This window comes from Shewanella sp. P1-14-1 (assembly GCF_001401775.1).
GTDB classification, from domain to species: domain Bacteria; phylum Pseudomonadota; class Gammaproteobacteria; order Enterobacterales; family Shewanellaceae; genus Shewanella; species Shewanella japonica.
The window spans coordinates 13448-39079 of the sequence record NZ_LKTL01000006.1 but is presented as its reverse complement, the minus strand read 5'-3'; the positions used below and the strand labels follow the sequence as shown (position 1 = coordinate 39079).

Sequence of the window (25632 nt, the reverse complement as noted above, 5' to 3'; positions counted from 1 at the left end):
TCGAGTTAATGCAATTAGCATTACGTGATAATAACCAAGGCCCTTACTTTAGTAGAGTACTAGAATATGGGCGCACAGAAGAAAGATTAACTGATGAGCACATCACTCAAATAAAATCCAAAGCGATTTTAATGAGTTTAAAACTGGCTGATAAGTTTTATAACAAGCATAAAATGCATCTACTTGAGCAAGCAGGCCATGATGTTATTGGAGTTGTGAGCCTTGGACTTATTGCACTGACGGGCCAAGAGCCTGCAGGCTCAGTTGCCTTGCTACAAACACCTGATGGTGTGTTGAAGTGTTTTCAAAAAGGCTGGAGCATGTTGACCGTTGTCAGCAAACACATGCACGGTAGTGATAAATCGCTTTATGGTGATATTAATCCACTGTTGTTAGAGAAAATCTCTACACCACCCGACACAGAAGAATGGCTAGGTTGGCAAGATTATCAATCAGCGCTACAAGATCATCGCAGCCAAGAAGCCACCAAAGTGTTACTTGAAACCTTTTATGCTAAAACTGAGCTCGATCCGCTGTTCAGTTTAGGTCTTGAAAGTGTGCTGGCTGAAGCCGTCTTGTACCGCATCATGTTTGATGATGCCAAAGTACGTGAAGACATGAAAAAGCGTTTACGTAAAATAGAGCTTAATGAGCAATGGTTTAGCACTGAGTCGATTAAAAACCATACTGAACGCGCATTATCTCAACTACCTGAAACCTTAGCCGATGCCATACGCCGAGATTTAGGAAAACACTTTTATCAAGAGCTTCTACGCACCCTTAAATTTGCCAAAAAGTATCGAGAATTGGCATTAAGTGACGCAAGCCCTGAAAAACTTGAACGCTATGAGCAAAAGCATGGCTTACAAAGTGTCCTTTTAGGTTGGCAAGACACAATAGACTTTTAATCAATAGCTTAGGGCAACAAAACCTTCTTTGTTGCCCCCGGCTTTTATGCTGGGTATGTTAATCGCTATTGTCATTCGTATTCATCATTATCATTACCTACCTCTTTCGATACTCCTCATTTCACTGCAGACCAGCAATTATCTCTTGATCAGGGTTACAGCTTATTCATAGGTGTTAGCTTGGCTTTATTTATACCGTCTTATTTACCTCACCCAATTCCCTACGATTAACTGATTGATCTAAATTCACTAATAATCGTATTGTTATTTATAATTAAATAAAGACTCATGAGCTATTAAACTGCATGTTGATAGACATTGAGTACCCCATTCTTGATACAGTGTCAGCATCATTAAGTTGATGTTGCAGCTGAATCCATTAATTACATGAGTTGTCACTATGTCTAAAGAAGTTGCCAGTGTTCCCAGCAGTCGGTTATCTAGACTATCCAAAATAGGCGGGCTAGCCTCTCGCCTTGCAGGCAATGTATTCGTGGAAGGTGCAAAACAGCTGAGTAAAGGGCAAAAGCCAACATTACAACAACTGGTACTTACCCCCAACAACCTGACTCAAGTCGCAGAAAAGCTAGCGCAGCTTCGAGGGGCTGCCATGAAAGTTGGCCAAATGATCTCAATGGATACTGGCGATTTACTTCCCAAAGAACTCAGCGACATTCTGGCTAGACTTCGTGATGATGCTAAAGCAATGCCTCACAAGCAATTGGTTGCTACGCTAAAGCAGCAATGGGGTGATGATTGGCTTGCGCCATTTGCTCAATTTGAGTTGCGCCCATTTGCAGCTGCGTCTATCGGCCAAGTGCATCAAGCATATCTTGATTCAGGTGAAAAACTGGCGGTAAAAATCCAATATCCAGGTATTAAAGACAGCATTGACAGCGACATTGATAACGTTGCCTCCCTACTCAAAGTAGCACAGCTGGTCCCCGACAATGTGCAGTTTGATAAATTACTGACTGAAGCCAAAGCACAATTGCATCACGAGGCTGATTACAGCTACGAAGCAAGATTGCTAAAAGAGTATCAACAATGGGTCGCTAACGACACACGATTTATCGTTCCTAAACTATATGAACAACATAGCACTGACAGTATTCTTGTTATGGAGTTTGTCGAAGGTGTACCGATTGAATCCGTCAGCGAATTACCGCAGCTAGACAGAGATAAAGTCGCGACTGATCTATTAGCATTGTTTTTAGATGAACTGTTTACTTTTTCTTTGGTGCAAACCGACCCCAATTTTGCCAATTTTATGTACCAAAAAGAGACAGGTAGCATTGTATTACTCGACTTCGGTGCCACCAGAAAAATTACTAAGACACTGTCTAATGGGTACCGAATGCTGATGCAAGGTGCAATGACAAGTGATAAAGCGCTCATGACAAGTGCAGCCGAATCAATTGGTTTTTTTCAAGACAGTATCACTCCAGAGCAACAAGCCTTTATCGTTGATATTTTTTATCAAGCTTGCGAGCCATTGCGAAGTGAAGGTCCATACGATTTTGCCAGTAGCAATCTTGCTAAACGTATTACTGATGCAGCCAAGTCATTAAGTACCAAACAAGATGAATGGCATACCCCGCCAACTGACGCTATTTTTGTTCATCGTAAACTTGCAGGCATTTATTTACTCGCCTCAAGAATACAAGCCAAAGTCGATGTAAAAAAATTGTTTTTAGCTCATCAATAATGAGCTGTTGTTTTAGATTAAAAACGGTAAGCTAAAGGTCATTTTATTTCATGCTAATAAAGCGTTATCAATAATGGCATTTTAACTATGACCCCAATTATCCATGGCATTCTAATATTGATTGTCCTGCTTAGCTCAATACTCGCAGAGCCCACTTTCGCCGAACAAGTCAATCAGCCCACAATGGCCACTAAAGCAAATGCAGCCTCCCTTAACGGTTCAGATCCAACGTTGCCTTTAGCATTAAAACCAAGCCAGCATGGTGAACTGTCAATATCGGCATTATCAGACAATCTTTACCTGCATGAGTCTTTCATGCAAACCAAGCAGTTTGGGTTTGTAGGCTCAAATGGGCTAATTTTTGTCGATGGCAAAGATGCCTACTTGATTGATACTCCTTGGAGTGAAGCAGACACAATTAAATTGGTGCAATGGGTTGAACATCAAGGCTTAACATTAACAGCAAGTGTATCGACTCATTCCCATGAGGACAGAACTGCAGGTGTGGGCTATCTCAATAGCATTGGCGTTGACACTTACGCATCGACGCACACTAACCAACTATTAGAAAAAGCAGGCCGCCCACAGACAAAGCAACAGTTTACGCCCGGTCAGTTCGACTTTTTAAGCCAGAAAATCGAAGTTTACTTTGTCGGTGCTGGCCACACTCACGATAATCTTGTCGTCTGGTTCCCTGAATCAAAACTGCTTTATGGAGGCTGTTTAGTTAAAAGCCTTTCGAGTAAAACCCTTGGTTACTACGGTGAAGCCGATCTGATTGCTTGGCCAAACTCAATTAAGCAGTTACAAGTTCAATTTGCCGATAGCGAACAAGTATTACCAGGTCATGGTGACATTGGTACAGGTGATTTATTGAATCACACAATCAAGCTACTTGAACAACATGCGGCGCATTAACAATTACCTCAGTAAATTATTACTATTAAATCTATAGGGAGATACACATGTTCAGTCACATTATGATTGGTGCAAACGATATCGAGAAGTCGAAAAAATTCTATGATGCTGCGTTAGGAGCATTAGGTCATGCACCAGGTCAAATTGACGCAAAAGGCCGCTGTTTCTATTTTACTGATACAGGTGTTTTTGCATTAACCAAGCCAATTAACGGTGAAGCAGCCAGTCATGGTAATGGCTCAACAATCGGTTTTGCGGCGAAAAATGAACAGCAAGCTGACGAGTGGCATGCTGCGGGTTTGGCAAATGGGGGCGAAAGTTGTGAAGATCTTCCAGGTTACAGACAGGGGCCAAACTTTAAATTGTATTTAGGTTACCTTAAAGACCCTGCAGGTAATAAAGTTTGCGTGCTTTATCGTCCTTAACCTTCTTAACTGCTCACGGCATAAGTAAGCTTAATGATGCTGAGGTATACATTTTAATGGCGCCCTATGAGGCGCCATATTCTTATCAGCTTGGGCAATCGATATACAATCAGCACTATTACTGATGATCCTATGGTTAACTGATGCACTTGTGTTGCATTCAAGGTAAAATTAACAATGCCCGTCATTGTTATAGTTAAACTCATTTTTCTATTATTAAATGAACAAAATGTTTGCGCTTAATAAGTGAGAGCATGAGCGATGATGGTACCTGACTATTTCTCAATACTTTTGATGTTTATTCTGTAAAAGGTTATCCATGTCTGAACTCGATCCCCGTTTCATCCAATTCAACGAATCGGTTGCTGATATCCCTTTACCAGAAAAATTCACCTTCCCATTTTTTTATCAGCCACACCCACTAGCCATTAAGGCATCTGAGCAGCTTCAGCAACACTTGATGCACCAGACTGATTGGCAACATAACTTCGGAGTGACGCAAAGTCATGCTCCTGAAGCGCTGCAATCATTGCCTGTTATTGGCAAAATGTTTGGGGTTCTCGTGGTTAAAGATGCTCATAATCAACTCGGGTTTCTGGCCGCATTTTCAGGAAAAGTCGCCGACCAAAATATTCTTCCATATTTTGTGCCACCGGTATTTGACATGCTCAGCCAAGATAGCTTTTTTAAAGAGGAATATGAGGCAGTCAACACATTAAGTCATCAGCTGACTGTTTTACAAAGCGACCCTAACCTTGCGTCTTTGACTGAAAACCTTAAATTGCTGATGTTAAAAGCCGAGCAAGAGATTGCACAGTTTCGTCAGCAAATGATTGAGAATCGTAAAACTCGTAAAACAAAGCGCAGTAGTCTGACCAATCTAACGGAAGATGAGCAAAAAACACTGTCGATAGAATTGAGTCGACAAAGCGTACAAGATAAGCATCAACTCAACAGCATTAAAGCAAGCTGGGAGCACAAATGTGGCTTGGTGCAGCAGCAATTAGACGCACTGACAAATCAAATTGATTCTATCAAACAGCAGCGAAAGCAAGTATCGAATACACTGCAACACAAACTATTCGCCCAATATCGTTTTTTAAATATACGTGGTGAAAGCCGAGATTTAACCCATATATTTAAAGATGCACCTAACCAGCAGCCACCCGCGGCAGCAGGAGAATGCGCTGCGCCTAAACTACTACAATATGCTTTTCAACAACAATTCACTCCCATCACGATGGCAGAGTTTTGGTGGGGCGAATCACCCAAGTCAGAAATCAAACAACATAAAAACTACTATCCTGCATGCCATGGCAAATGTAGGCCTATTTTAGGTCATATGCTTGATGGTATGAACGTAGATGAAAACCCATTACTTAACAATCCCGCCGAAGGGGTTGAGCTGCCAATTTTATATCAAGATCCCTATATTGTGATTGTTAATAAGCCAGCTAACTTCTTATCGGTACCAGGTAAAAATATTACTGACTCGGTATACAGCAGAATGAAACAACGCTTTCCAAATGCAACTGGACCATTGATTGTGCATCGGTTAGACATGTCAACTTCGGGCTTAATGGTAATCGCGTTATCAAAAGAGGTTAATAAACACTTAGTACAACAATTTATTGCTCGAACAGTCACCAAGCGCTATATCGCAAAAATCGACGGTGACGTAACCGAAGATAGTGGCACTATCAGCTTACCTCTAAGGGTAGATCTTGATGATCGCCCAAAACAGCTCGTCTGTGATGAACATGGGAAGCACGCAGAGACATTTTGGCAAAAAGTCACCACAAAAAGTGGCAAGAGTTTATTACATTTATACCCTAAAACTGGGCGTACCCACCAATTAAGAGTACATTGTGCACATCATCTGGGATTAAACATGCCAATTTTAGGTGATGATTTATATGGTAAAACAGAACAGCGGTTACATTTACACGCTCAACTATTATCTATTACCCACCCACACACCAATGTAGCAATGACATTTGAAGTTAATGCCGACTTCGAATAATACAATCGTTTAAAACACTCATTTAAACAATGTTAGCTCCTGCTAAATTACCCAGCAATAAAAACTTGAAAATTTAACTATTTCGAAGTAGATATGTTAACGAATATAGGTTAATGTAACCAGTTCGTATGATATGCGGTTTAATTTTTTTTAACCCTGCAAGCTGACGTTTTCCTTCGTTATATTTTGAAATCACCAAAGCTGTTGATTGTATTCATAAAACTTTAGCTTACTACACGATTAAGGATAAGAGTGGACTATGAAAGAGTGGTATTTCTCAAATAATGGTGAGATCAGCGGACCGTTAGGCTTAGCTGATTCGAATAAATTTATTGCATCGAACCCTGATGTTTATGCGTGGCACCCGTCTTATGCCCAATGGGTACCAGTTAGCCACGTTGAAGAATTTGATATTACAGTGTCTCCGCCACCGCCTCCTGCGGAGATCCCACAACAGTTAATCGAGCGATTTACCGCTAAGGAACGTGAGTTGAATTCAGCCCTTGGCCGAATCGACACCACGCTAAAAACGATTAATTCTTCAATGTCAGATATTGGACGTGACTCAAGCCGTTATAAGGTCACAACAAAAGAGTTGAATGAAAAAGTAGAAGCGACGCTTCGTAGCGTTAATGAACAATATGCCGCTCTTCAGAAAACCTTATCAGGTGTGAGTTAATTAAGTTTTACCCGACTTAAAAACTGATTAAATCTGAGTGGCATATAACAATTGTTGTTAACTAAATAAAAAGAATACGACTATGAAAAAATGGTATTTTTCCAAGAATGGTCAAGTAACAGGGCCGTTAAACGAAGTTGAAGCAAAAGAATTTTTAATGAAAGATGGCAACTGTTACGGTTGGCACCCTTCATTCACACAGTGGAAGCCGGTAAGTTGCATTAAAGAATTTGCCCACCTTGTGCCTGTCATCACACCGCCAGCATTGATTCCTCAAGATCTTATTGAAGAATTTACTGCCAAGGAAAAAGCACTTCAAGTTAAAGTCGCGAGCATGGAAGAAAGCGTGGCAGCAACTCAAGGCGTGCTGGTTGAGTTTGAGCAGGAAATTAACACATACAAAAAACTGACAATTAACTTAACTGATGAAGTTAAATCAAATATTGATCCTTTTGAAAGCAAGTACAACTCTTTCAAAGGGTCATTTGATGAGCTAATTTCTGCATTATCAATTGCCAAGACTGAAGTTAATGAGGTCACTACTGACTTCAATCAACGCGTTGCTAAGCAAGCTGCTGAGAATACGAATAGCCCAGTAAGTGCGCCAATTGTAGCACCAGCAGCACCTGCGCCAGAGAAAGCATCAAGCTCTAGCCTTTCTCCTGACAATGTTTCTGAAATCAGTAATCAAATTCAAAAAGCACTGGCAGAAAGTATGCTTAAATCAGCCGCGGAAGACTCTGCAGCAGAAGAGCTTACAGCCGCTAATACAGTAAGTGCAGCAAAAAGCCTTGACCCGGTAGCCGTATCTCCGAAGAAAGCAAAACCAAAAATTGACAAAATTGAATTCTCTGAAGATATCTCTGAAGACAAGCAAGCTGAAGATGCAGCCGGCATTAATGGCGTAACAAGCATCATCAAGTCCGTCTTCAAGGGGGACACTAAGAGAAATGAAAAAAAGTCCGAAACGCCGGATGATGTAGCTCAACTGGCGCAAAGTAACGAAGCTACCGCTAAGACCAAAAAATCTGGTGAAACTGCAGTTAATGATTCAGCAAACGATTCTAATAACGAATCGGACGATGGTGATAAAGAAGGTAGAATGAGACGTCGTAGAAGACGCACTCATTACATTGCTTCTTAATACTTAGCTAAATATGGCATTGCTCTGCATATCAGAGCGGCGCTAGTTTCTAAGTTTTACTTTGTAAAATGCTAAATGAATTGATTGAAAAAAGGCTTATCTAAACGATAAGCCTTTTTTATTGTTCAATATTGCCATTTAGCGACTTTATCAACGGATAACATATTTCCATTGGCTTTATGTAATCAATTGAGCATTAACGATCAAGTGTTAGCAGCAATCAACCTTGACGCCTCTGTTACCGTTTTGGCATCAGCACGATCGATAATCTTAACCAGTGTGGTTTGAATCACCTCATCTTCTCTTACATCGACTTTACTCTTAAAAGATTGCTGCTGCGGCTCAGCTCCTTCATCTAATACAAACTCAATTATCACTTCGTCAGCGATATCTTGGGTTTTCCCCTGATAGATGATATTAACTTGCGGATAACCTTTAAAACCTGCTTTTACTTTTTTAGCGATTCTCTTTCTTGATTTATCTAAATTCATATTCCATTCCTAAAAGTAAAGCACTGCCATTTGGCGATTAAAAATCTTTCAAGCTATTGTAATAACATAACGATTATTGCGTGATACTCGCAAAAGAACCTTGAGTTAACGCACAAAGTGATATTGGCGATAAACCGATTTCTAGACCGCGCTTACCTGCACTGACATAAATGACATCAAATTGTTCAGCGCTCACATCAATCACAGTCGGTAATCGCTTCTTTTGCCCTAACGGGCTTACCCCACCTAGGACATAACCTGTGGTTTTCTCAACCCGTTGCTTATCTGCCATCACAACTTTTTTAACCCTAACACTCTTAGCCATTTGTTTTAAATTAAGCTTTGAAGAAACGGGCGTAATAGCGACAGCTAATGTTCCATTATCTAACTGCACCACCAAGGTTTTAAAAACTTGCTCAGCACACAGGTTTAACTTAGTTACCGCTTCGTCGCCATATGACTGTGCACTAGCTTCATGTTGATAGCTAAGCACTTGATGACTAATCCCTTCTCTTTCCAATAAATTAATTGCAGGGGTCATGTATTCCTCTACGCTTTTACCTTACTCGCTAATTGGACTGACGTAACTTAGTGGCTAATCTGATTTATCACTCTTTTTTAGCAGAGGTGTTATTGACGACGTTTTCATAGTCAAAAGTTGTAATCTCAAATGGGTTTCCATCAGGATCGCTAAAATAAAGCGACCATGAAATATCATGGTCGCTCACCACAAATGTCACTTCATGAGTAGTTAAATGTTGTTGCCATAATAAAAAGTTTGCCGCATCAACACCAAAAGCGACCGTGGTTCTTTTTTGAAGTTCAGATTCAAATAAAGCTAAATGCAAATCCTCATGTGCAACCACTAATGGCCCTTTATCAACAGCCCAAAACGCCAATGACTCAACAACAGAGAAACCTAAAACCGCTTGATACCATTTCACTGCTTGTTGTCGATTCTTAACGTAAATATGGATATGGTCAAATGATTGAAGCTTTGGCATTGACTGTCCTTTAAAATAAATAGATGAATTGGCAAGGGTAGCGTTTTGTAAACGAATGTATCTCAAATTTATATAAAACAATACTTTACAGTTTAAAATGGCTGAGTAATATATGGATATTAAATTCTACAAGGATGTCAAATGCCTCAAGAGTCGCCAGTCGATACGCCTAAAAATACCACTGAGAAGCCTGCAAATAACCAATCTCTAAGTCAATTTTTAAAGCAACTCAAAAGCCAAGTTAGCCACTCAAGCTCTATTGATGTCATTAAAGACGCATTAGATACAGCAATTCATTACCCAAACCAATTGTCTTATAACAATACTAACTTATTCATTGTTATCGCTATAGCCTTATTTAGCGGGATTGGATATTGGTTTTACCTAGAGCAGTTAACTTATTACTACCGCTATACTGACCTGGATTATGCCGTTTTCGCAGTCTGTATCATCACACTAATTATACCAATTTGGCAGTTTTTTAACCGCCGCAGCCAAATTAAAAAAGTCTCAACCCTGATAAGGGACGAAACCTTAAAACACCTATACAATATGCGAGATTGCGATGGCAGTTTTTTAAAGGATGCAGAAAACAAGTTTGTCGACTTTAATCGAGGTAATTACTCACAAAAAGTAGAATGGGGTAAAGAAATTGATTTTCATGCAGAAAGCGGGTTAATCCGAGCATCTGTGGTTTATCATCATTATGTAGATAGAAGAACTGAAACCTATACTGAATCTGACGGTAAAGGTGGCACTCGAACACGTACTAGAACCGTATACGATCATTACTATCGACAAGGTGTCATCATTCCACCTATCAATAAAACCACCCACCTAGTGATGAGTGAGTCGAGATTATCAAAACGCTGGTCACAACGCTTTATGCCTGCATCAAGAGAGTTTGAAAAAGCCTTCCATGTTCAAGCACAATCTGAGTTCGATGCGGCTAAGTTTCTGGAGCCTGCTGTCGTAGTGGCATGTGAACAACTCAATAATAAGCTAAAAAATCTCACCATTGAATTTGCTCATGATGGAAGCTTATTAATTAATCAACACAATACTAACTTACTCAATCCTGCTATGAATTATGACATCACTGAACCAGAAAAATTTAAACAAGAGTTGCTTAATGACACTTCTCTGTTCACAGTGAATAGTATCTTTGGCTTCGTTAACCAAATCATTAAACACACAACCTAACCTAGGAAATAAGGAACCAATATGGAAATGTCGTATGTGATATTAGCCGTCATTGTTGTTATCGCGATTATTATGCTCACCATTTACAATGCCATTGTTAAAGAGCATAACGCTGTGCAACGCGGTTGGGCTGATGTGTTAACGCAAGAAAGACAACGTAGCCGAATCATCCCTGAGCTTGATCGTGTTCTGCAAGAGCACAAAGATTACGAAAGTGATTTGCTGCCTAAAATCACCGCATTACGTCAAGGTATTAATGCGCTGCAAGATAATAATATTGACCCGAAACTGCAAAGCCAGGTTGATAAAGCATCACAAGAATTAATCAAAGGCATCAATGTCGCTGTGGAAGCATACCCAGAACTTAAAGCCTCTGAGTCTTTCGCCAAGTTTATGGGGGAAATTACTGAGCAAGAAGAAAATGTCGGTGCTGCAGTGCGTATTTTTAACCAAAATGTGGCTAATTTTAATAACTGTATTCAAGCTTTCCCTAACAATATCGTCAACAGCTTGTTTAACAAAAAGCAGGTTATTGAAGTATTTACTGACACTAAAGCCCAAGCAGCTTTTGAATATAAACCTAAGTTTTAGGCCATATTAGCAAGCCATAAATATCATGTTAGTGGGGCTTAATGCCCCACTTTTTTAGGCTTGCTGTACTAAATTAGGTTGGCCGAAGTAATGTATGTTTTTTGGTATTAAGCTAGATTCAGTCATTAACAAGCCACTGTGAAGTACTACCGCATCATCATCTGAACACAATAATAAGTCTTGTTGGGTATGGGCAACAAAATCCATTATTTGAGCAGTGGGTTCTTGCGGGTTTTTAACGTGTGGTACAAATTGAAAAGGCACTATATTAAGCGCTGATGTGTTAGCTAACCCAATTGAATTTGTATCGCCACATAATATGGCGCTACTGATATCTGGCGTCAATATCATTGCACCAGCACTGACTCCAACAATCGGTAAGCCATTTTCAGCTAAATGATAAAGCTGTTTATCAAGCCCTCGTTGCTTTAGCCAATATAGAAATCGAAACGTATCGCCACCCGATAAATGAACCAAACCAGCCGCTCTTAAAACCTTTAACGTTGCTTGAGCATCAAAGTCCTGCTCTAGTTCCACATACTGAACAGTATTAAACCCAAGTTGACGATAACAATCGGCAATAGGATTAAAAAATTGCCTTTGTGCATCAGGTTCTGAAGCGATATAAACCACAGGTAGTGATTTTAAATCGTTTGAAAGTCCATTGATAAAATACCTTAATGCCTTGCTCGCATTGGCGGTATCGGTATGACTTAATAGCGCTACATTCACTATGAATCCTTTCTATTTTTGTGATTTGAACGATTGGGTGTTTGCTTAGGTAGTTACTGGCTCATAGCGAGTGACTAAAGTTAATAACTAAAGCTGATAACTAAAGCTAATAACTAAAAAGAGTAACTAAAACTAGTAACTAGCACTAATAATTAGCACTTAGTCGTGTTTCCCCATCCCCCTCGTAGTTGCCTTTATTCAACTAATTAATCATTAGGTAACGATTCGAATAAAGCCCGTTTCTCTTCCATAAAAGCCTGTAATGCTGATGGGTTTTGCATTAAATCAGACATTGCCGTCATCGCCTGAATATGTGCAGGCTCTTGCTGCTGAAACATCAGCTTTCCATGCGCCTGACTCAAGGTTTGTATTTGTTCAAAATTGTCAGCTTGAAAACGCTCATCACAAGCGCCGCCTAATTGCTTACATGTCATTGTTTTCATCACTTATCCCTAATATCACACCAGTAAACAGCATAAAACAAGCCTACAAATTACTATTATGTAGATAACGCACTATTGCAATCCATATCAATAACAACACTGAATTTAGCAATAAAAAAACCAGCTGTGCAACTCTATGCTCAGCTGGTTTTATGTGAGTTAGTCACTCATTTTATAAAACTAAATACTATGACTAACTCATATTAATGGTTACGCCATGAATCAAGACAAACGCTTATGATTGACGACGACGCCAAAGTAACGGTAGCAGCATCAGTAAACCAGCACCCAAACTACCGGCGCCTTCTGGTTTGCTCCAACCATCTTCTAAAGTGTTGCTAACATTTACACTAACTGAAGATGTCACTTGCTCTTCACCATCGCTAATCACAAGTTCAAATACAAGCGATTGATCAACAGAAACTTCAGGGGAGTTTACCGTTAATACTAAACCATCTGCACTGTACTCAGCAGCGGCACCTGACACTTGCTTCCACGTGTATGTTAACCCTTCAGGCTCATCAGCTATAGCAGCAGTAATCGTCGTGCTTTCACCTTCATTTAGTTCAGTGTTACCACTAAAGCTAACATCAAAAGCTAATGGCACATTGATAACAGACACATTAACCACTTGAGTTTTATCCAGTACACCGTCACTGACCGTTAAAGTAAACGCTATTGCTGTATCTGCTGTCACCTCTGGTGCGGTTACAGATAATATAGCCTTAGTGCCATCAAAGGTTAACGCTGGTCCAGCTGTTTGCTCCCAACTGAAGCTAAGCTCTGAACCATCTTCAGCAACCGTAGCTGATGCATCAATAACCAGTGTTTCAGCTTCGTTCACTTGCTCTGGTGCATCGATAATTACGTCAACATCTAAGCTCGGATTAGCTGGATCACCACATTGGTCACCATAAACTTGTTGAACCCACTCTGGGTAATCAATGTATGGGTTACGGTTTCCTTGATACTTATACACGGCATCATTACGCTGTGTATCAGCTGCATCAACTGGATCTTGTTGATGCCAAGCATAAAGTGTACATAGCTTGCCATGCAGTGGGTCGTTATTACTGACTTCATCAGCCGTAGTGATGCGATCCACTGCAACTAAGTCAGGCATGTTACTGTCATTGCCTTGGTAACGTGTATCCATGTAAAGGATCATACGTGCGACATCACCTTTAACTTGATCGCGAGGCTCAAAACAACGTGCCGCAGTATCTAGGTAATTGCCTGGAGCGTCAGCCACCTCAGTTCCAGTATCGCTACACTCATTAAAGTCATAGTTACTGCGAGTTGAGTTTACCTTTACATTCGTTGGACGTAAATGGTGCGCATCGGTGTAACCTAATTGCGACTCACTTGGGAATCCATGGCTTTTAGCCCAAACGTGTTCACGGTTCCAGTCACTGGTATTGCCGCCATTATTTTGCTTAGACACAGATAGGCCAGTGTAAAGCTCAATAACATTACTGCTGTTAGCAGGATCTTCATCAGAATAAGACAGTGCAGTCCAAACTTGCTTGTAAGTTAGCTGTTGATGACCTGCTGTAATGGCAACAGAAATGGCATTTTTCATTGCTTCAGCATCATCAAAACTCCCCGTCAGCACGTTAGTATAATAAACGTTACCGTCAAAGGTGCTTGGGTCTGCAACAGGAGTTAACTCTTCACAACCTGAGCAAGGCGTATCTGGGTCTGGCTCAACTGGCGTTTCGCCACATGCACTTTCCCCAGCACAACCTAGGCCATCAGCAGTGTCCTTATCAAATGTCACCCACTGATTGTTATCACCAGGAAATGCTGCTGTTGCATCAGTATCACCAGCGGTGACACTGTCTTTGCGACGTAGCGTTTTATCTTTTGTCGAAAAGTTTGCATCGTTCGGATCCGTCCATTCAGAACCAGGATCTTCACCTAACTTACCTAAACGGTCGATAACCACATCATCTTTATAAAGAACCAGTGCATCATCACCATTAAAATAAGTAACAGTTGAAGCCGTGCCCACTTTGAATGCGTCATCGGCACTGCTGTTATGGAAAACAATGCTTTCACCAGCAGCCAGCATACCTGTTAGTGTTTCGGTATTACCCGCATCAGTGCTGCCATTGCCATATAAACTTAACGTGTATACAGCAGCATCTAAATCAATTGCACTGCCACCTACGTTAGATAATTCAACAGCTTTATTATTGCCACCACCTTCTACGTATTCGGTAATGATTAATACACCAGGTTCAGCAGTACAAGCACCTTCACCAGGGCAACCTAAGCCATCACTGGTGTCTTTATCGAATACTAGCCACTGGTTATCAGTACCCGGAAAATCAGCTGAGGCATTGGTATCACCTGTAGTGATACTAGCTTTGCGTCTTAACGTTTTATCTTTAGTCGAAAAGTTAGCATCGTTTGCATCGGTCCATTCAGAACCTGGGTCTTCGCCAAGCTTGCCAAAACGGTCAATAATGGCGCCGTCTTTTGTCAGCAATAACGCATCGTCACCATTAAAGTAGGTTACAGTTGATTCAATACCCACTTTAAAAGCGTCATCGGCACTGCCATTGTGGTAAACAATACTACTGCCAGCAGCTAATGTACCGGTGAGAATTGACGAGTTACCCGCTTCAGTTGAGCCATTCGAGTAAAGTGTAATCGCGTATTGAGCAGCATCTAAATCTACTGCACTCGTGCCTAAGTTTGAAATTTCAACAGCTTTATTACTACCACCACCTTCAACATACTCGGTAATGACAAGATCAGCATTGGCAGCTGTTGACGCTGCAGCTAACAGTAGGGTAACTGCTTTTGCGACTGCGTTAATTTTATTATTCATAGTCGTATCTTTTTATTAGAAAGTGAGGTGCAGCTAGCGCTAACACCTCACTTTGGGGTTGAACTTATTAACGATTACGGCGACGTAATGCCGATAATCCCAACAGACTCAGTAGACTGATAAGTCCGGTGCTACCGCCGCTGCCATCATGTTTTTCTTCTTTGATATCAGCCACTAATGCATCACGACTTGCGACTTCGATATCTAATGAAACCGTAGAACCATCAACCACTGTTCCGTCACGTTCCAGTGTCACCTTGGCAGTGAAACGAGCAGATGGAGCACCAAACACTTCGAAGTTCACCAAGGTTTCGCCGTCTTGAGTTAATACCACATTCGGTTCAACCAATTGGCTCATGTCTAATTTAGCTTCATCATCTTTTGGTGTGAGCTTAATCTTAGCGATATCACCCGCCATAGCCCCTGCAGCTTCAGGGATCTGATATGGCACTTTAATCAACTTATTAAGCTTGGTTAGATAGATAGGCGTGCTTGAGTCAGCTTCACCCGGTAAATAACTTAGTGTCACAAGCGCTGGATCATGATCCGACGAGCGGAAGTGATCTTCGGCATAAAACTTGTTGTACTCGTTATCGTAGTCGCCTTTGTATTCATTGTTGTAATCGTACAAGCTAGATTCAGCAGCATTAATGTGCCAATCCGATGCATCAATCACACGATCTTCAAGCGATGGAGAAATTAAGATGTGATCTAATGAGCCCACTTCGTCGTTATAAGAATAACTCCAAGGTGTTTTGCCTTTTTCTTCAAAGACTTTAGAAATAATATCGATGTAACCGTAGCTTTGTGTAATTGCCACAGGTGACCCATCGCTATTAAATTGCGGCTTAGTACCAACAAAAGTATGGCTTGCTGTCATCAAGGCTTTATTACGTGGATTTTCGGTCAGAACCAGTAACGGATCCTCTTTAGCGTAAGCATTCAAATCACCTAAGATGATGCTATCGCCTTCAACAGACTTTAACTCTTCAGCTAAATGTACTGCACCAGAAATACGGAACTCAGAACACGAACCTTGGTAATCAAGATCTGGCGCATCATCAGTCCATTTAGTGGCATCACCAAACTCAACACCTTGCCAGTCTTCCCAACAGGTTGACCCTTTAGATTTAAAGTGATTAACCGCTAAGGTTAAACGCTTACCTGTTTGGTTTACCATGAAGGTGACAACTAGCGCATCACGATGATAGTTTTGACCACTTTCTAGGATCTCATCGTTGTTGTCCTTGATGACTTCGTTGTTGTCATTAACAATGGTAGGCGCTTTTTGTTGTGGCATTGTCACAACTCGTGTGCGTTCAATACTCAGCTTGCTTGGGCGATAAATAATACCCGTTGCAATTGCATCAGAACCTAAAGCATCTAACTCATCAAGCATTTGGTTACCGTTGTGGTCGAAACCAACAAACACATAACGGTTCTCTGTTGAGTAAGGCTTATCAAAGTTATCGGCATACTCATCGTTATAGTAAACGTTAACTTCATTGACTAAATCTGCAATCGCACTTTTTAGTCCATAACCATTGTTTTCAATTTCCATCAAACCAACAACGTCAGCATCGAGTGCACGAATAGCTTCAACTAACTTAGTTTTCTGTTGGATGAATTCATTGTAGGTATCAGCACCACGGCTTTGGCCGAATTGGTTTTGATCACCGCCAAATGGCGAATTAAAGTAATTGAATAGGTTTTGACTTGCGATACGAATAGCAAATTCATCATCGGCTACTGTTTCATCAATATCAGGGCTATCAGTTCTTGGCAGGTTGTGAACAAAGTTATTGCTCGTTAGCTCATTGGTAACTGTTAAGGTGTAGTCGCCGTAGCTGTAACTAATCACACCTTCCATACCCACTACACTGTCATCAATGCGAATGTAATTATTTTCAGGTGCAACTGAAAAATTAGGGTAATAAGGGATATTGTCATTACTTGCCTGTGTCGCGCTTTCAATCACTAAGCGATAGTCATTATTTTGCGCTGCAGCTGCAATCGACTCAGGTGTACCAGCAACATTTAACTGATTTGGCTGCATGTTAGGACGCATATAAGCCAACGTCATATTGTTGCGGAAACTGTCGTAGTTAAAGCTGAAACTACGAGAAACACGCATGTCTTGATTACCCTCTTGTTGAGGATTCAAGTCTTCTGGTAAATTAACCACCATGCCTTCGTAGCGTGCTAATGTGGTTTCAAAAGAACCACCATCAGAATCGAGTATTTCGATATCTGTAGCAACAGTCGCAGTAAAGTCACTGTTAGTGATTTCCCAGTTTTCGGCACTTAACTGAGTTTGACCATAACTTTCAGCAACATCACTACCTAAACAAACGGTGCGGCCGACAAGTTGGCTATCAGCGCTGCCACTTTCAACAAAAATACCGTCAGACGTTAATGGATTACCATCTGCAACTTCATCGCGTAGATAGAAACCTTTCTTAGGTAGGTCAACAACAGCAGTTACCACACCTTGCACTGCAACCGCTTCACCTTTTAGTGGAGACTCGCCACCAGTACCTTGAATGTCACTGATGCGGGTTAAGTTTTCACATACGAATGGAACATATGATTCAGCAAGATTTGGCGCACCAACTGTGCTCATATCCAGTGGCGTAATCACTTCCCACTGCGATGCATCAAAGTCACTTGACGGAGCTGGCGCATTGCCTTCACTGTCTTGGCGACGACGTAAAGTTGTGTCTTCAGCCCATACGCTTGTATTATCCGCAGCGCCAACTCGGTCAATAATCACATCACCGTTTTTAATATAAAAACCGTCATTACCGCTTAAGTAAAAATCACTGTAGTTACCATTACCTTCACCAATAACGAACGCTCCGCCATTATCAGTAATGATTTGTTTGTACTCGTCACTCGCAGCCGAATTAAGTACAACAACAGATTTACCCGCTTCAACTGTGATACCGGTTAATAGCGGCTCACCTTCAGCTGTTAACATTTGATTTTCGTATTTACCATTACCCCACATAAATGCGGCAGTTTCATCGGTAAAAGTGAAAGATTCAGTTGCGTGAGTATTCGTAATTTCTACAGAGCCAACTTCAGCGCCATAATTTTTTTGCACCATTTCGGTGATCAGTAGATCGTTGACGCCAGCGTTGGCACCTACACTGATGACACTGGCGATTGCCAGTGAAAGGAAACTTTTCTTCATAGTAAACTCGATAATTGTTTAACTGAAAATGAAACTAGAAGTACATGCGTACGTATGCATAGCCGGCTTCTGGCGCTTCGCCTACACGACCTTCAACAGACAACACAATGTCTCTTGCTGGGCGGTAATTAAAACCTACGCTTGCCCAGCGACGATCTTTGCCATATTCAGCGGGTAATTCCGTGAAGTCATAGTTCGGGCTTTCAACATCCCAACTCTCATACTCTTCATGGTTAGCTGAAGCTATAAATTCCCAAGATTCATTCAGTTGGTATTTACCGCTTAACGTGAGGCCATAATTGCGGAACGTTTCATAAGCGAGATACACATCGCCACTTTTACGTGTTGCAAGATCTTCATCTTCAATAAAACCATTTAAGCCTAATGCAATATCAGAGGTCACTTGAACACGCATCCCAAGACCAAATAATTGCTGTTCGCCATACTTAGATTCACCTTCTGAACCGCCACGCGCTTCAACACCAGCAACAACAGAAACAATGTCTGACATCCAACCGACGTAGCCATTTACAATGTCACCTTGAGGTGAACCATTCTTATGCTTTCCTTCATAAGAATAAGAAACGCCGTAAAGCAGATGATCGAACTTAGCTTCGTACTTAACCGTGTTTTCTTGATCGCCCGCTTCACCAGTTTCAACAGACTTATTAAATGTAAAATCACCGAAATGATCGTATTCATCAAAAGCGGTATCCGTTAAACCAAGTTCAATCCAATGATGATCATCAAACATATAACCGACATACATTTTGTCGATAGCAAGTTCAAATTCGCCGTCACCACCTAGCCAATTGCGACGTTGATAATCCAACTCCAATCTGTATATGTAGTTTGAGCGCTGTCCTTTTACTCCCAAGGTTGCAAAACTGTCATCAACATACCCTTTGGTGTCATAAAACTCGTCATGGTTGTAATCTGAATTAGTACCAAAATGGCCACCAACACCCACTTCACCATAAAGGTCAAGGTAATCCCCATTGTCCTCTTGTTGTAATGTCACTGCACTGGCAGTTGTCATACAAAACAAAGAGGCTAATGCGATTGCAACTGTTGTTTTTTTAAGCATCGCGTTTATTTCCATTAGTAAACTTCAGTGACTTCATTTGAAGGCTGAATTCTGACTTATTTATTATTTGTGTGAGGTTGACTTATTGACGATGAACATATTGGAAGCGTTTTCATATTTAAAAAACTTATTAATAAAAACCGAACAAAAGATATTCAAAGAAATGTAAACCAAGCAAAAACAGAGGTGAATTAACACTGTTAACACTCGATTTGTTAATAACCAGTTAATATTAACTTGTAAAAAGCTGGAATGAATTGAACAAAAAACACCCAATTTAAAGCGGCATTTCAAAACCTTCAGCATTTACATTGTCATTACATTTGTTTGATTAACTTATATAAGAAGTCGTCACAATCAACATTCGAATATTAAGCAAGTTACATATGTATAGCAAGACACGGATAGAGATCCACATCACAAAACATAAGCACTACCAAAGTTTAACAAAAGAGAAATAACCTATACATTATATGCACTTAACTTTCTACCAAGTGATACAAGAACCTAAACATAATTAACCGTATTGCAAAACAATAGAGGAATATAAGAAGGAGACTTTTAATAAAAACAGCGCCATATAAAAACAACAATTACGAGCTATCACAAAATAAACCAAGCAAACATAGACTTAACCAAAAACAATGATAGATATTTAAATTGTAATATTACAAATATAGTTCGAAATAAAAAACAGAGATAAAAATTCAACAAATATTAAATAAGATACAAATTTACACAAACTGTTATTTAATCGATTTAGTTAGACTTATATTCATCACATGCGACGTTAAATTAAAATCAACGTTATTTAGTTACAAAAAGAACACAAAAAATCTAATTTAGAAGTGTAAAACAATTTCTCGAGGGGGTTAACTTTACTTTCCAGTAACAAATAGGCTCTTGATTCATTCAATTTAGCGTCTTGCCAAAAACAAGAGCGAGAAGATGAAGATCAATCGCACCAGGTTATACCGCTAAAAATGAATATGTATATTTATAAAGCGTAAATGAGGCATTGAAGAGTCTGCTTGATATGCGCAGAGTTGGGACTGATGTTAATTGATTGGCTAAGTTAAGAGAGACTAAGTTAGGAGAGACTAGGTTAAGAGAGGCTAGGTTAAGAAAGGCTGGTAATGTGATTAGCTAAGAGCAGCTGGAAACATACTAAGGTTACCCGTGAAAGTTTGAGCGTTAATTTAGGCGGCACAGTCAAATCTGTAGAACAGCCGCCCATAAACACAATGATGTATCGACAGCTTTTTTATTAATAGTCGAAACCAATTTGCGCTTTGATACCGTCATTAAAAGCATGCTTAATCGGTTGTACTTCGCTTACGGTATCTGCCAATTCGATAATATCGCGGTGACAGGCACGTCCAGTAATAATCACATGCTGCATTGGTGGACGATTATTCAGCGCCTCTATCACACGGGCTAAATCGATATACTTATATGTCACCATATAAGTTAGCTCATCTAATAACACTAGGTTTATCGATTCATCTTTAAGTAACTTTTCGGCATCTTGCCAAGCAGACTCCGCAGCAGCCACGTCTTTTTCACGATCTTGGGTTTCCCAAGTAAATCCTGTGCCCATGACATAGAATTCAACCCCAACTTTTTCCAGTAGATTACGCTCTCCGCACTCCCATCCACCTTTAATGAATTGCACAACGGCCGCCTTTTGTCCATGACCAACACAACGTGTCACAGCACCAAAACCAGACGTTGATTTGCCTTTACCATTGCCCGTAAGCACTAATAAAATGCCCTTTTCATCTTGAGCTGCAGCAATTTTTGCATCGACACCTTCTTTGAGTTTTTGCTGGCGAGCTTTATGACGTTGCGCCTTAGTATCAGCATGGTTAACCTCAGTTGATTCAACGCTGTTATTGGTGACATTTTCAGACTTTTCCATTAAAGACTTCCTGTTAATTTTTCCATATCAAGATGTGTTTCTAACACATCCGCTAATCTTTCTAATTGTTGCTCTCGAATTTGATTAATATCCAACGACTCAGCAGATGAAAGTCCTGCCCAGCGTAAAATCAGTTGGCAAGCATCGGGGCTGTCAAATAGCCCGTGCATATAGCATCCCAGTATCTGATTATCATGACTTACTTGTCCGTCAAAACGAAGCGAAGGTACCCCTGTTTGTTCATCTTCTTCGTGATTGCCGATATTCTTATTAGCAACGCTATTAACGCTGCTTTTAGCGCTGTTTTTAGCGCTGGTATTAGCATTGGTATCAGCTTGCTCATAAAATATTTCAACAGGTTGATTCAGGTTAGCCTCAGTCAATAAGTGACTTTCACCACAATGAATTTCATAACCTGACACCGCTACCTTATCGTCATCAAGCTGTAAGTAACCGCTTACTATGGTGAGTAATTTTTCATTAGTGAGTGTGGTGTTTAATGCTAACAAGCCTAAACCTTTGCTTGAGCCGGCTTCGTCTTCAATGCCTAATGGGTCATCAATTTGATGGCCTAACATCTGATATCCGCCACAGATACCAATGACTTTACCGCCATACCGTAAGTGCTTATTAACCAGCTTGTCCCAGCCTTGCTCACGCATGAAAGCTAAATCGGTGCGCACATTTTTGCTGCCAGGCATGATAATTAAGTCGGCGGCAGGCGGCAGCGATTTCGCTTGGGTTTGTTGACTTATATAATGAAAATCAATCTGTGGATGTAAGCGAAGTGGGTCAAAATCAGTGTGATTACTGATCCTGGGAAACACAAATACAAGCACAGTGATTTTTTGCTGATGCTCGATAACGTCACTCGTTTTTAAAGGGCTATCAATCAAGGCATCTTCTGCATCAAGGTGTAAATCATGTAAGTAAGGTAATACCCCTAATACTGGCTTATTAGTGTAACTTTCAAGCCAGTCAATTCCCGACTGCAACAAACTAATGTCGCCTCTAAATCGGTTAATAACAAAGCCTTTCACTCTGGATTGTTCAGATAAACTTAACAGCGCTAAAGTGCCTACAAGGTGTGCAAAAACGCCGCCCTTGTCGATATCTGCAATAATAATGACAGGGCAATCAACGGCTTCAGCAAAGCCCATATTAGCAATATCACCCTCACGTAAATTAATCTCTGCTGGGCTACCTGCACCTTCAACGATGACCATGTCATATTGATGCGTTAATCGCTCAAATGATTGCAAAACAGCATTCATCGCTGTTGCTTTATAATGGCGACTTTCTGGGCCAAAAAACGTTTTGGCCTCTAATGAAGTCAGTGCTTTACCATGAATGATGATTTGCGCTCCCGTATCAGAGCTTGGCTTTAACAGTACAGGATTAAAGTCAGTATGTGGTTCAAGCTGACATGCAACCGCTTGCAATGCTTGAGCTCGACCTATCTCGCCGCCGTCTTCTGTGACTGCACTATTTAACGCCATATTTTGGGGTTTAAATGGCGCAACCTGCGTGCCTTTTCTGGCAAATAAGCGACATAAGCCTGCCACTAAGGTGCTCTTACCTGCATCAGATGTGGTGCCTTGCACCATTAAGGTTAACGCTTTACCCGCTTGATAAGAATGGGGCTTACTCAACAGATGTAGTATCTCCGAATCATCAGTATCAGCTTGAGTCACATCTTGGGGGGCAGTGTTCATATGGCGTTGCTGCTGACTTTCGGGCTTTTCTTGATTGCTCATTAACGCCAATCATCCTTCAAATTTGGGTTATGTAAGTGATGACATGATGTCATTTAACGTTGACGCATTATTTTAGTGATATGGGAATGCCTGCGACCACTAGGCTAACCTTATCAGCTTGCGCAGCAATAGCTTGATTAAGCCAACCAGCCTCATCAGCAAAACGACGAGTTAACTCCCCTAACGGAACAATCCCTGAACCCACTTCATTACTGATAAAAATCACCTGCCCTTTTAATGACGGTAAACAAGCTAGCAAAGCTTGCTTTTGCTGTTGCCATAAGTCATCCACGCCATTACGGTGCGTTTCTTCACTAGCAATTAAGTGATTAGATAAATATAAGGTGAGGCAATCGACTAATATTACGCAATCATCAGCGTGGTAGTTTTGCAATGTTGAGGCTAATGCCATTGGTGTTTCAATTAATTGCCATGGCAGATTGGAGTCAACTCTATCTTTCTGATGTTTGGCTATTCTGGCCGTCATTTCATCATCTAAGGCTGTGGCAGTGGCAACGTAAACACAACGAAAACCTTGCTCAGCATACTGCTTTGCAATGGACTCACCGTATCGACTTTTCCCTGAACGGGCTCCGCCTAAAACTAGATGTATCATGTTGATAAACCTATGGTTAAAATAATGCAGTAGCAGACAATTTCGCTAACTTGCTGCGCAGCCCCTAACGTGTCGCCAGTGTAACCACCAATTTGACGATTAAATCCCCATACCAGTAATTGTCTTGTGGCCACTAACGCTAATAATAGAACAAACGCCAATACACCGTTTAAACAAGCCAGCACGACAAAGCCGCTTAAACATAAAATCAATAAATCATTAATGTGCTGATATTGAGCCAAAGGCTTTGACTTACTGCCGTCATCTTCGGTGACATATTGCTCAGAAAAAATCATGCTTGCTGCAACAACTCGACTTAAAGGATGCGCTACAATTAGTGCAATTGCTGCTTTAAGTGGGCTGTATAGGGCAATTTCAACCAATAGTTGCCATTTTAACAATAAGGTTAATCCGATGGCTAAAGTGCCATAAGTCCCTATTCTAGAGTCTTTCATAATGCGTAGCTTATCAGCGACTTTCCAGCCGCCACCAAAGCCGTCAGCTGTATCAGCAAGGCCATCTTCATGAAAGCCTCCTGTCATTAATACGCTGGCGATAATCGCTAAGATCACTGCAACACCATTAGGCAGCACTAATTGGCTTAACCAAAACACGCTCGCACTCATTGCGCCAACCAGTAACCCCACCACACCAAAATAACGACTGGCTTTATTTAACTTTTCACTGTCAAATTCAACCCAATTAGGTATAGGAATACGGGTAAAAAAACTCACCGCAATGAGCAATAGATTAAGCTGTTTTTTCAACCAACTGGCACGATTTACAGAGCCTGATTGCAACGACATTCATCATCCTTTGTTAGTTAAGTATAATCTTGAATTAGCTAGCGTTGCTTCATTAACTGAGCACAGGCAAAGCCATAACTTAAACCACATTACTGACACCAGCTTTGTCAAAACTGGCCATATCATTGTAAAAATTGACCGCCGCTTGAATCATAGGTAATGACAACGCAGCGCCTGTGCCTTCACCCAAACGTAAACCCAGCGACAATAAAGGTTTAGCATCTAACGCTTGTAGCATTTTTTGGTGGCCTTGCTCATCGGATTGATGGGCAAAAATAAGGTAGTCTCTAGCACTTGGGTGTAATGCCACCGCAACTAACGCTGCCGCCGTTGCGATAAAGCCGTCTATCACCACCAGCATTTTCTTTTCTGATGCCGCTAAAATTGCGCCAGTCATTTGCACAATTTCAAAGCCACCTAAGCAAGCCAGTACATTTACAGGATCATGAATTTTGTCGCGGTGAAGATTCATTGCAACCGTTAATAACTCACGTTTAAGTGCAAAGGACTCATCATCAATGCCAGTCCCACGTCCAACACACTCTTTGACATCTAATTTTAGCATCGCAGCCATTATGGCTGCCGCTGAAGATGTATTACCAATCCCCATTTCCCCTAATGCAATAAGATTGCAGCCAGAATCAAAATGTCGCTGCACTAGGTCATTGGCAAAACTAAAACCATCTTTTACTGCGAGTAAATCCATTGCTTGTTTTTGATGAATAGCCTGAGTACCGGTTCCTAGCCTATGATCAGTCACTTTAGGGTGGTCGCTAGGGGTTAACATACCGCAATCAATGACTTCCAGATTCAATCCCATTTGACGACAAAACACATTAATCGCCGCACCGCCACTCGCAAAATTGTTCACCATTTGCTGAGTCACTGCACTAGGCGCAATCGACACCCCGTGATTTGCGATGCCGTGATCACCTGCAAAGACCAACATTGCTGGCTGATTAATGGCTAACTTTTGGCGGTTATTAAATGGTTCAGTTAACTGTACTTGCGCTATTTGCTTTGCCAACGACTCAAGTGAGCCTAATGCCCCTAGCGGTTTGGTTTTTTGGTTTATTTTATGTTGGATCTGTTCATCATTAAGATGATTAACGGGATCAACTGCGAACATACTTCATACTCC

The 25632-nt window shown here is 40.9% G+C and carries 22 protein-coding genes; 9 read left to right on the top strand and 13 right to left on the bottom strand.

Translation table 11 applies throughout. From position 1 onward, the window contains the following. Positions 1-8 precede the first annotated feature (8 nt). The 7 genes from AN944_RS05750 to AN944_RS05720 all read left to right on the top strand — a co-directional run bounded on the left by AN944_RS05750 (position 9) and on the right by AN944_RS05720 (position 7805). A complete protein-coding gene (locus AN944_RS05750; protein ID WP_055023650.1) occupies positions 9-908 on the top strand; it encodes a hypothetical protein in 900 nt (299 codons plus the stop codon). A 400-nt stretch (positions 909-1308) separates the two neighbouring features. Then, positions 1309-2616 carry an AarF/ABC1/UbiB kinase family protein gene (locus tag AN944_RS05745; RefSeq protein WP_055023649.1) on the top strand — a complete coding sequence of 436 codons (1308 nt, stop codon included), beginning with the start codon at positions 1309-1311 and terminating at the stop codon, positions 2614-2616. Positions 2617-2703: 87 nt separating this feature from the next. After that, the gene (gene bla, locus AN944_RS05740; RefSeq protein ID WP_082419923.1) at positions 2704-3534 is read left to right on the top strand and encodes a subclass B1 metallo-beta-lactamase; all 831 of its coding nucleotides are present in this window, start codon (positions 2704-2706) and stop codon (positions 3532-3534) included. A gap of 47 nt (positions 3535-3581) precedes the next feature. Then, positions 3582-3959, top strand: coding sequence for a VOC family protein (locus tag AN944_RS05735; RefSeq protein WP_055023648.1), 378 nt, complete (start codon positions 3582-3584; stop codon positions 3957-3959). A gap of 319 nt (positions 3960-4278) precedes the next feature. Continuing rightward, the gene (locus tag AN944_RS05730; protein ID WP_055023647.1) at positions 4279-5982 is read left to right on the top strand and encodes an RluA family pseudouridine synthase; all 1704 of its coding nucleotides are present in this window, start codon (positions 4279-4281) and stop codon (positions 5980-5982) included. A 259-nt stretch (positions 5983-6241) separates the two neighbouring features. Further along, on the top strand, positions 6242-6661 hold the full coding sequence (locus tag AN944_RS05725) for a GYF domain-containing protein (RefSeq protein ID WP_055023646.1): 420 nt from the start codon (positions 6242-6244) through the stop codon (positions 6659-6661). 82 nt (positions 6662-6743) lie between these two features. Next, positions 6744-7805 carry a DUF4339 domain-containing protein gene (locus tag AN944_RS05720; RefSeq protein ID WP_055023645.1) on the top strand — a complete coding sequence of 354 codons (1062 nt, stop codon included), beginning with the start codon at positions 6744-6746 and terminating at the stop codon, positions 7803-7805. Positions 7806-8008: 203 nt separating this feature from the next. Here AN944_RS05720 and AN944_RS05715 read toward each other — a convergent pair whose 3' ends face one another. The 3 genes from AN944_RS05715 to AN944_RS05705 form a co-directional block, all read right to left on the bottom strand. Then, a complete protein-coding gene (locus AN944_RS05715) occupies positions 8009-8296 on the bottom strand; it encodes a hypothetical protein (RefSeq protein WP_055023644.1) in 288 nt (95 codons plus the stop codon). Between the two features lie 73 nt (positions 8297-8369). Beyond that, a complete protein-coding gene (gene ybaK / locus AN944_RS05710; protein ID WP_055023643.1) occupies positions 8370-8837 on the bottom strand; it encodes a Cys-tRNA(Pro) deacylase in 468 nt (155 codons plus the stop codon). A gap of 67 nt (positions 8838-8904) precedes the next feature. Next, entirely contained in the window at positions 8905-9300 is a 396-nt protein-coding gene (locus tag AN944_RS05705; RefSeq protein ID WP_055023642.1) for a VOC family protein, read from the bottom strand. Between the two features lie 141 nt (positions 9301-9441). Between AN944_RS05705 and AN944_RS05700 the strand changes: the two genes are divergently transcribed. Beyond that, positions 9442-10503 (top strand): DUF3137 domain-containing protein, encoded by a 1062-nt coding sequence (locus tag AN944_RS05700; protein WP_055023641.1) that lies wholly within the window; start codon positions 9442-9444, stop codon positions 10501-10503. A 21-nt stretch (positions 10504-10524) separates the two neighbouring features. Continuing rightward, on the top strand, positions 10525-11094 hold the full coding sequence (locus AN944_RS05695) for a LemA family protein (RefSeq protein ID WP_200913362.1): 570 nt from the start codon (positions 10525-10527) through the stop codon (positions 11092-11094). Positions 11095-11148: 54 nt separating this feature from the next. On the opposite strand, the gene AN944_RS05690 is transcribed toward AN944_RS05695, so the two are convergent. From AN944_RS05690 to cobT, 10 genes are all read right to left on the bottom strand, one after another. Then, positions 11149-11826 (bottom strand): Type 1 glutamine amidotransferase-like domain-containing protein, encoded by a 678-nt coding sequence (locus AN944_RS05690; RefSeq protein WP_055023640.1) that lies wholly within the window; start codon positions 11824-11826, stop codon positions 11149-11151. Between the two features lie 206 nt (positions 11827-12032). Beyond that, the gene (locus tag AN944_RS05685; protein ID WP_055023639.1) at positions 12033-12269 is read right to left on the bottom strand and encodes a hypothetical protein; all 237 of its coding nucleotides are present in this window, start codon (positions 12267-12269) and stop codon (positions 12033-12035) included. Positions 12270-12504: 235 nt separating this feature from the next. Next, the gene (locus tag AN944_RS05680; protein ID WP_055023638.1) at positions 12505-15108 is read right to left on the bottom strand and encodes an endonuclease; all 2604 of its coding nucleotides are present in this window, start codon (positions 15106-15108) and stop codon (positions 12505-12507) included. A gap of 67 nt (positions 15109-15175) precedes the next feature. Beyond that, on the bottom strand, positions 15176-18304 hold the full coding sequence (locus AN944_RS05675; protein ID WP_055023637.1) for an ExeM/NucH family extracellular endonuclease: 3129 nt from the start codon (positions 18302-18304) through the stop codon (positions 15176-15178). A gap of 34 nt (positions 18305-18338) precedes the next feature. Further along, the gene (locus tag AN944_RS05670) at positions 18339-19391 is read right to left on the bottom strand and encodes a hypothetical protein (RefSeq protein ID WP_055023636.1); all 1053 of its coding nucleotides are present in this window, start codon (positions 19389-19391) and stop codon (positions 18339-18341) included. 1267 nt (positions 19392-20658) lie between these two features. Further along, complete coding sequence (cobO, locus tag AN944_RS05665) at positions 20659-21312, bottom strand: cob(I)yrinic acid a,c-diamide adenosyltransferase (RefSeq protein ID WP_055023635.1); 654 nt, start codon at positions 21310-21312, stop codon at positions 20659-20661. Then, the gene (locus tag AN944_RS05660) at positions 21312-22919 is read right to left on the bottom strand and encodes a cobyric acid synthase (RefSeq protein ID WP_144430150.1); all 1608 of its coding nucleotides are present in this window, start codon (positions 22917-22919) and stop codon (positions 21312-21314) included. Before AN944_RS05660 ends, cobO begins: the two co-directional genes overlap by 1 nt. A gap of 217 nt (positions 22920-23136) precedes the next feature. Further along, positions 23137-23685, bottom strand: coding sequence for a bifunctional adenosylcobinamide kinase/adenosylcobinamide-phosphate guanylyltransferase (gene cobU / locus AN944_RS05655; protein ID WP_055023634.1), 549 nt, complete (start codon positions 23683-23685; stop codon positions 23137-23139). Continuing rightward, positions 23682-24491 carry an adenosylcobinamide-GDP ribazoletransferase gene (locus AN944_RS05650; RefSeq protein ID WP_055023633.1) on the bottom strand — a complete coding sequence of 270 codons (810 nt, stop codon included), beginning with the start codon at positions 24489-24491 and terminating at the stop codon, positions 23682-23684. The genes cobU and AN944_RS05650 overlap by 4 nt, the downstream gene beginning before the upstream one ends. Positions 24492-24570: 79 nt before the next feature. Continuing rightward, a complete protein-coding gene (cobT, locus tag AN944_RS05645; RefSeq protein WP_055023632.1) occupies positions 24571-25620 on the bottom strand; it encodes a nicotinate-nucleotide--dimethylbenzimidazole phosphoribosyltransferase in 1050 nt (349 codons plus the stop codon). Positions 25621-25632: the final 12 nt, after the last annotated feature.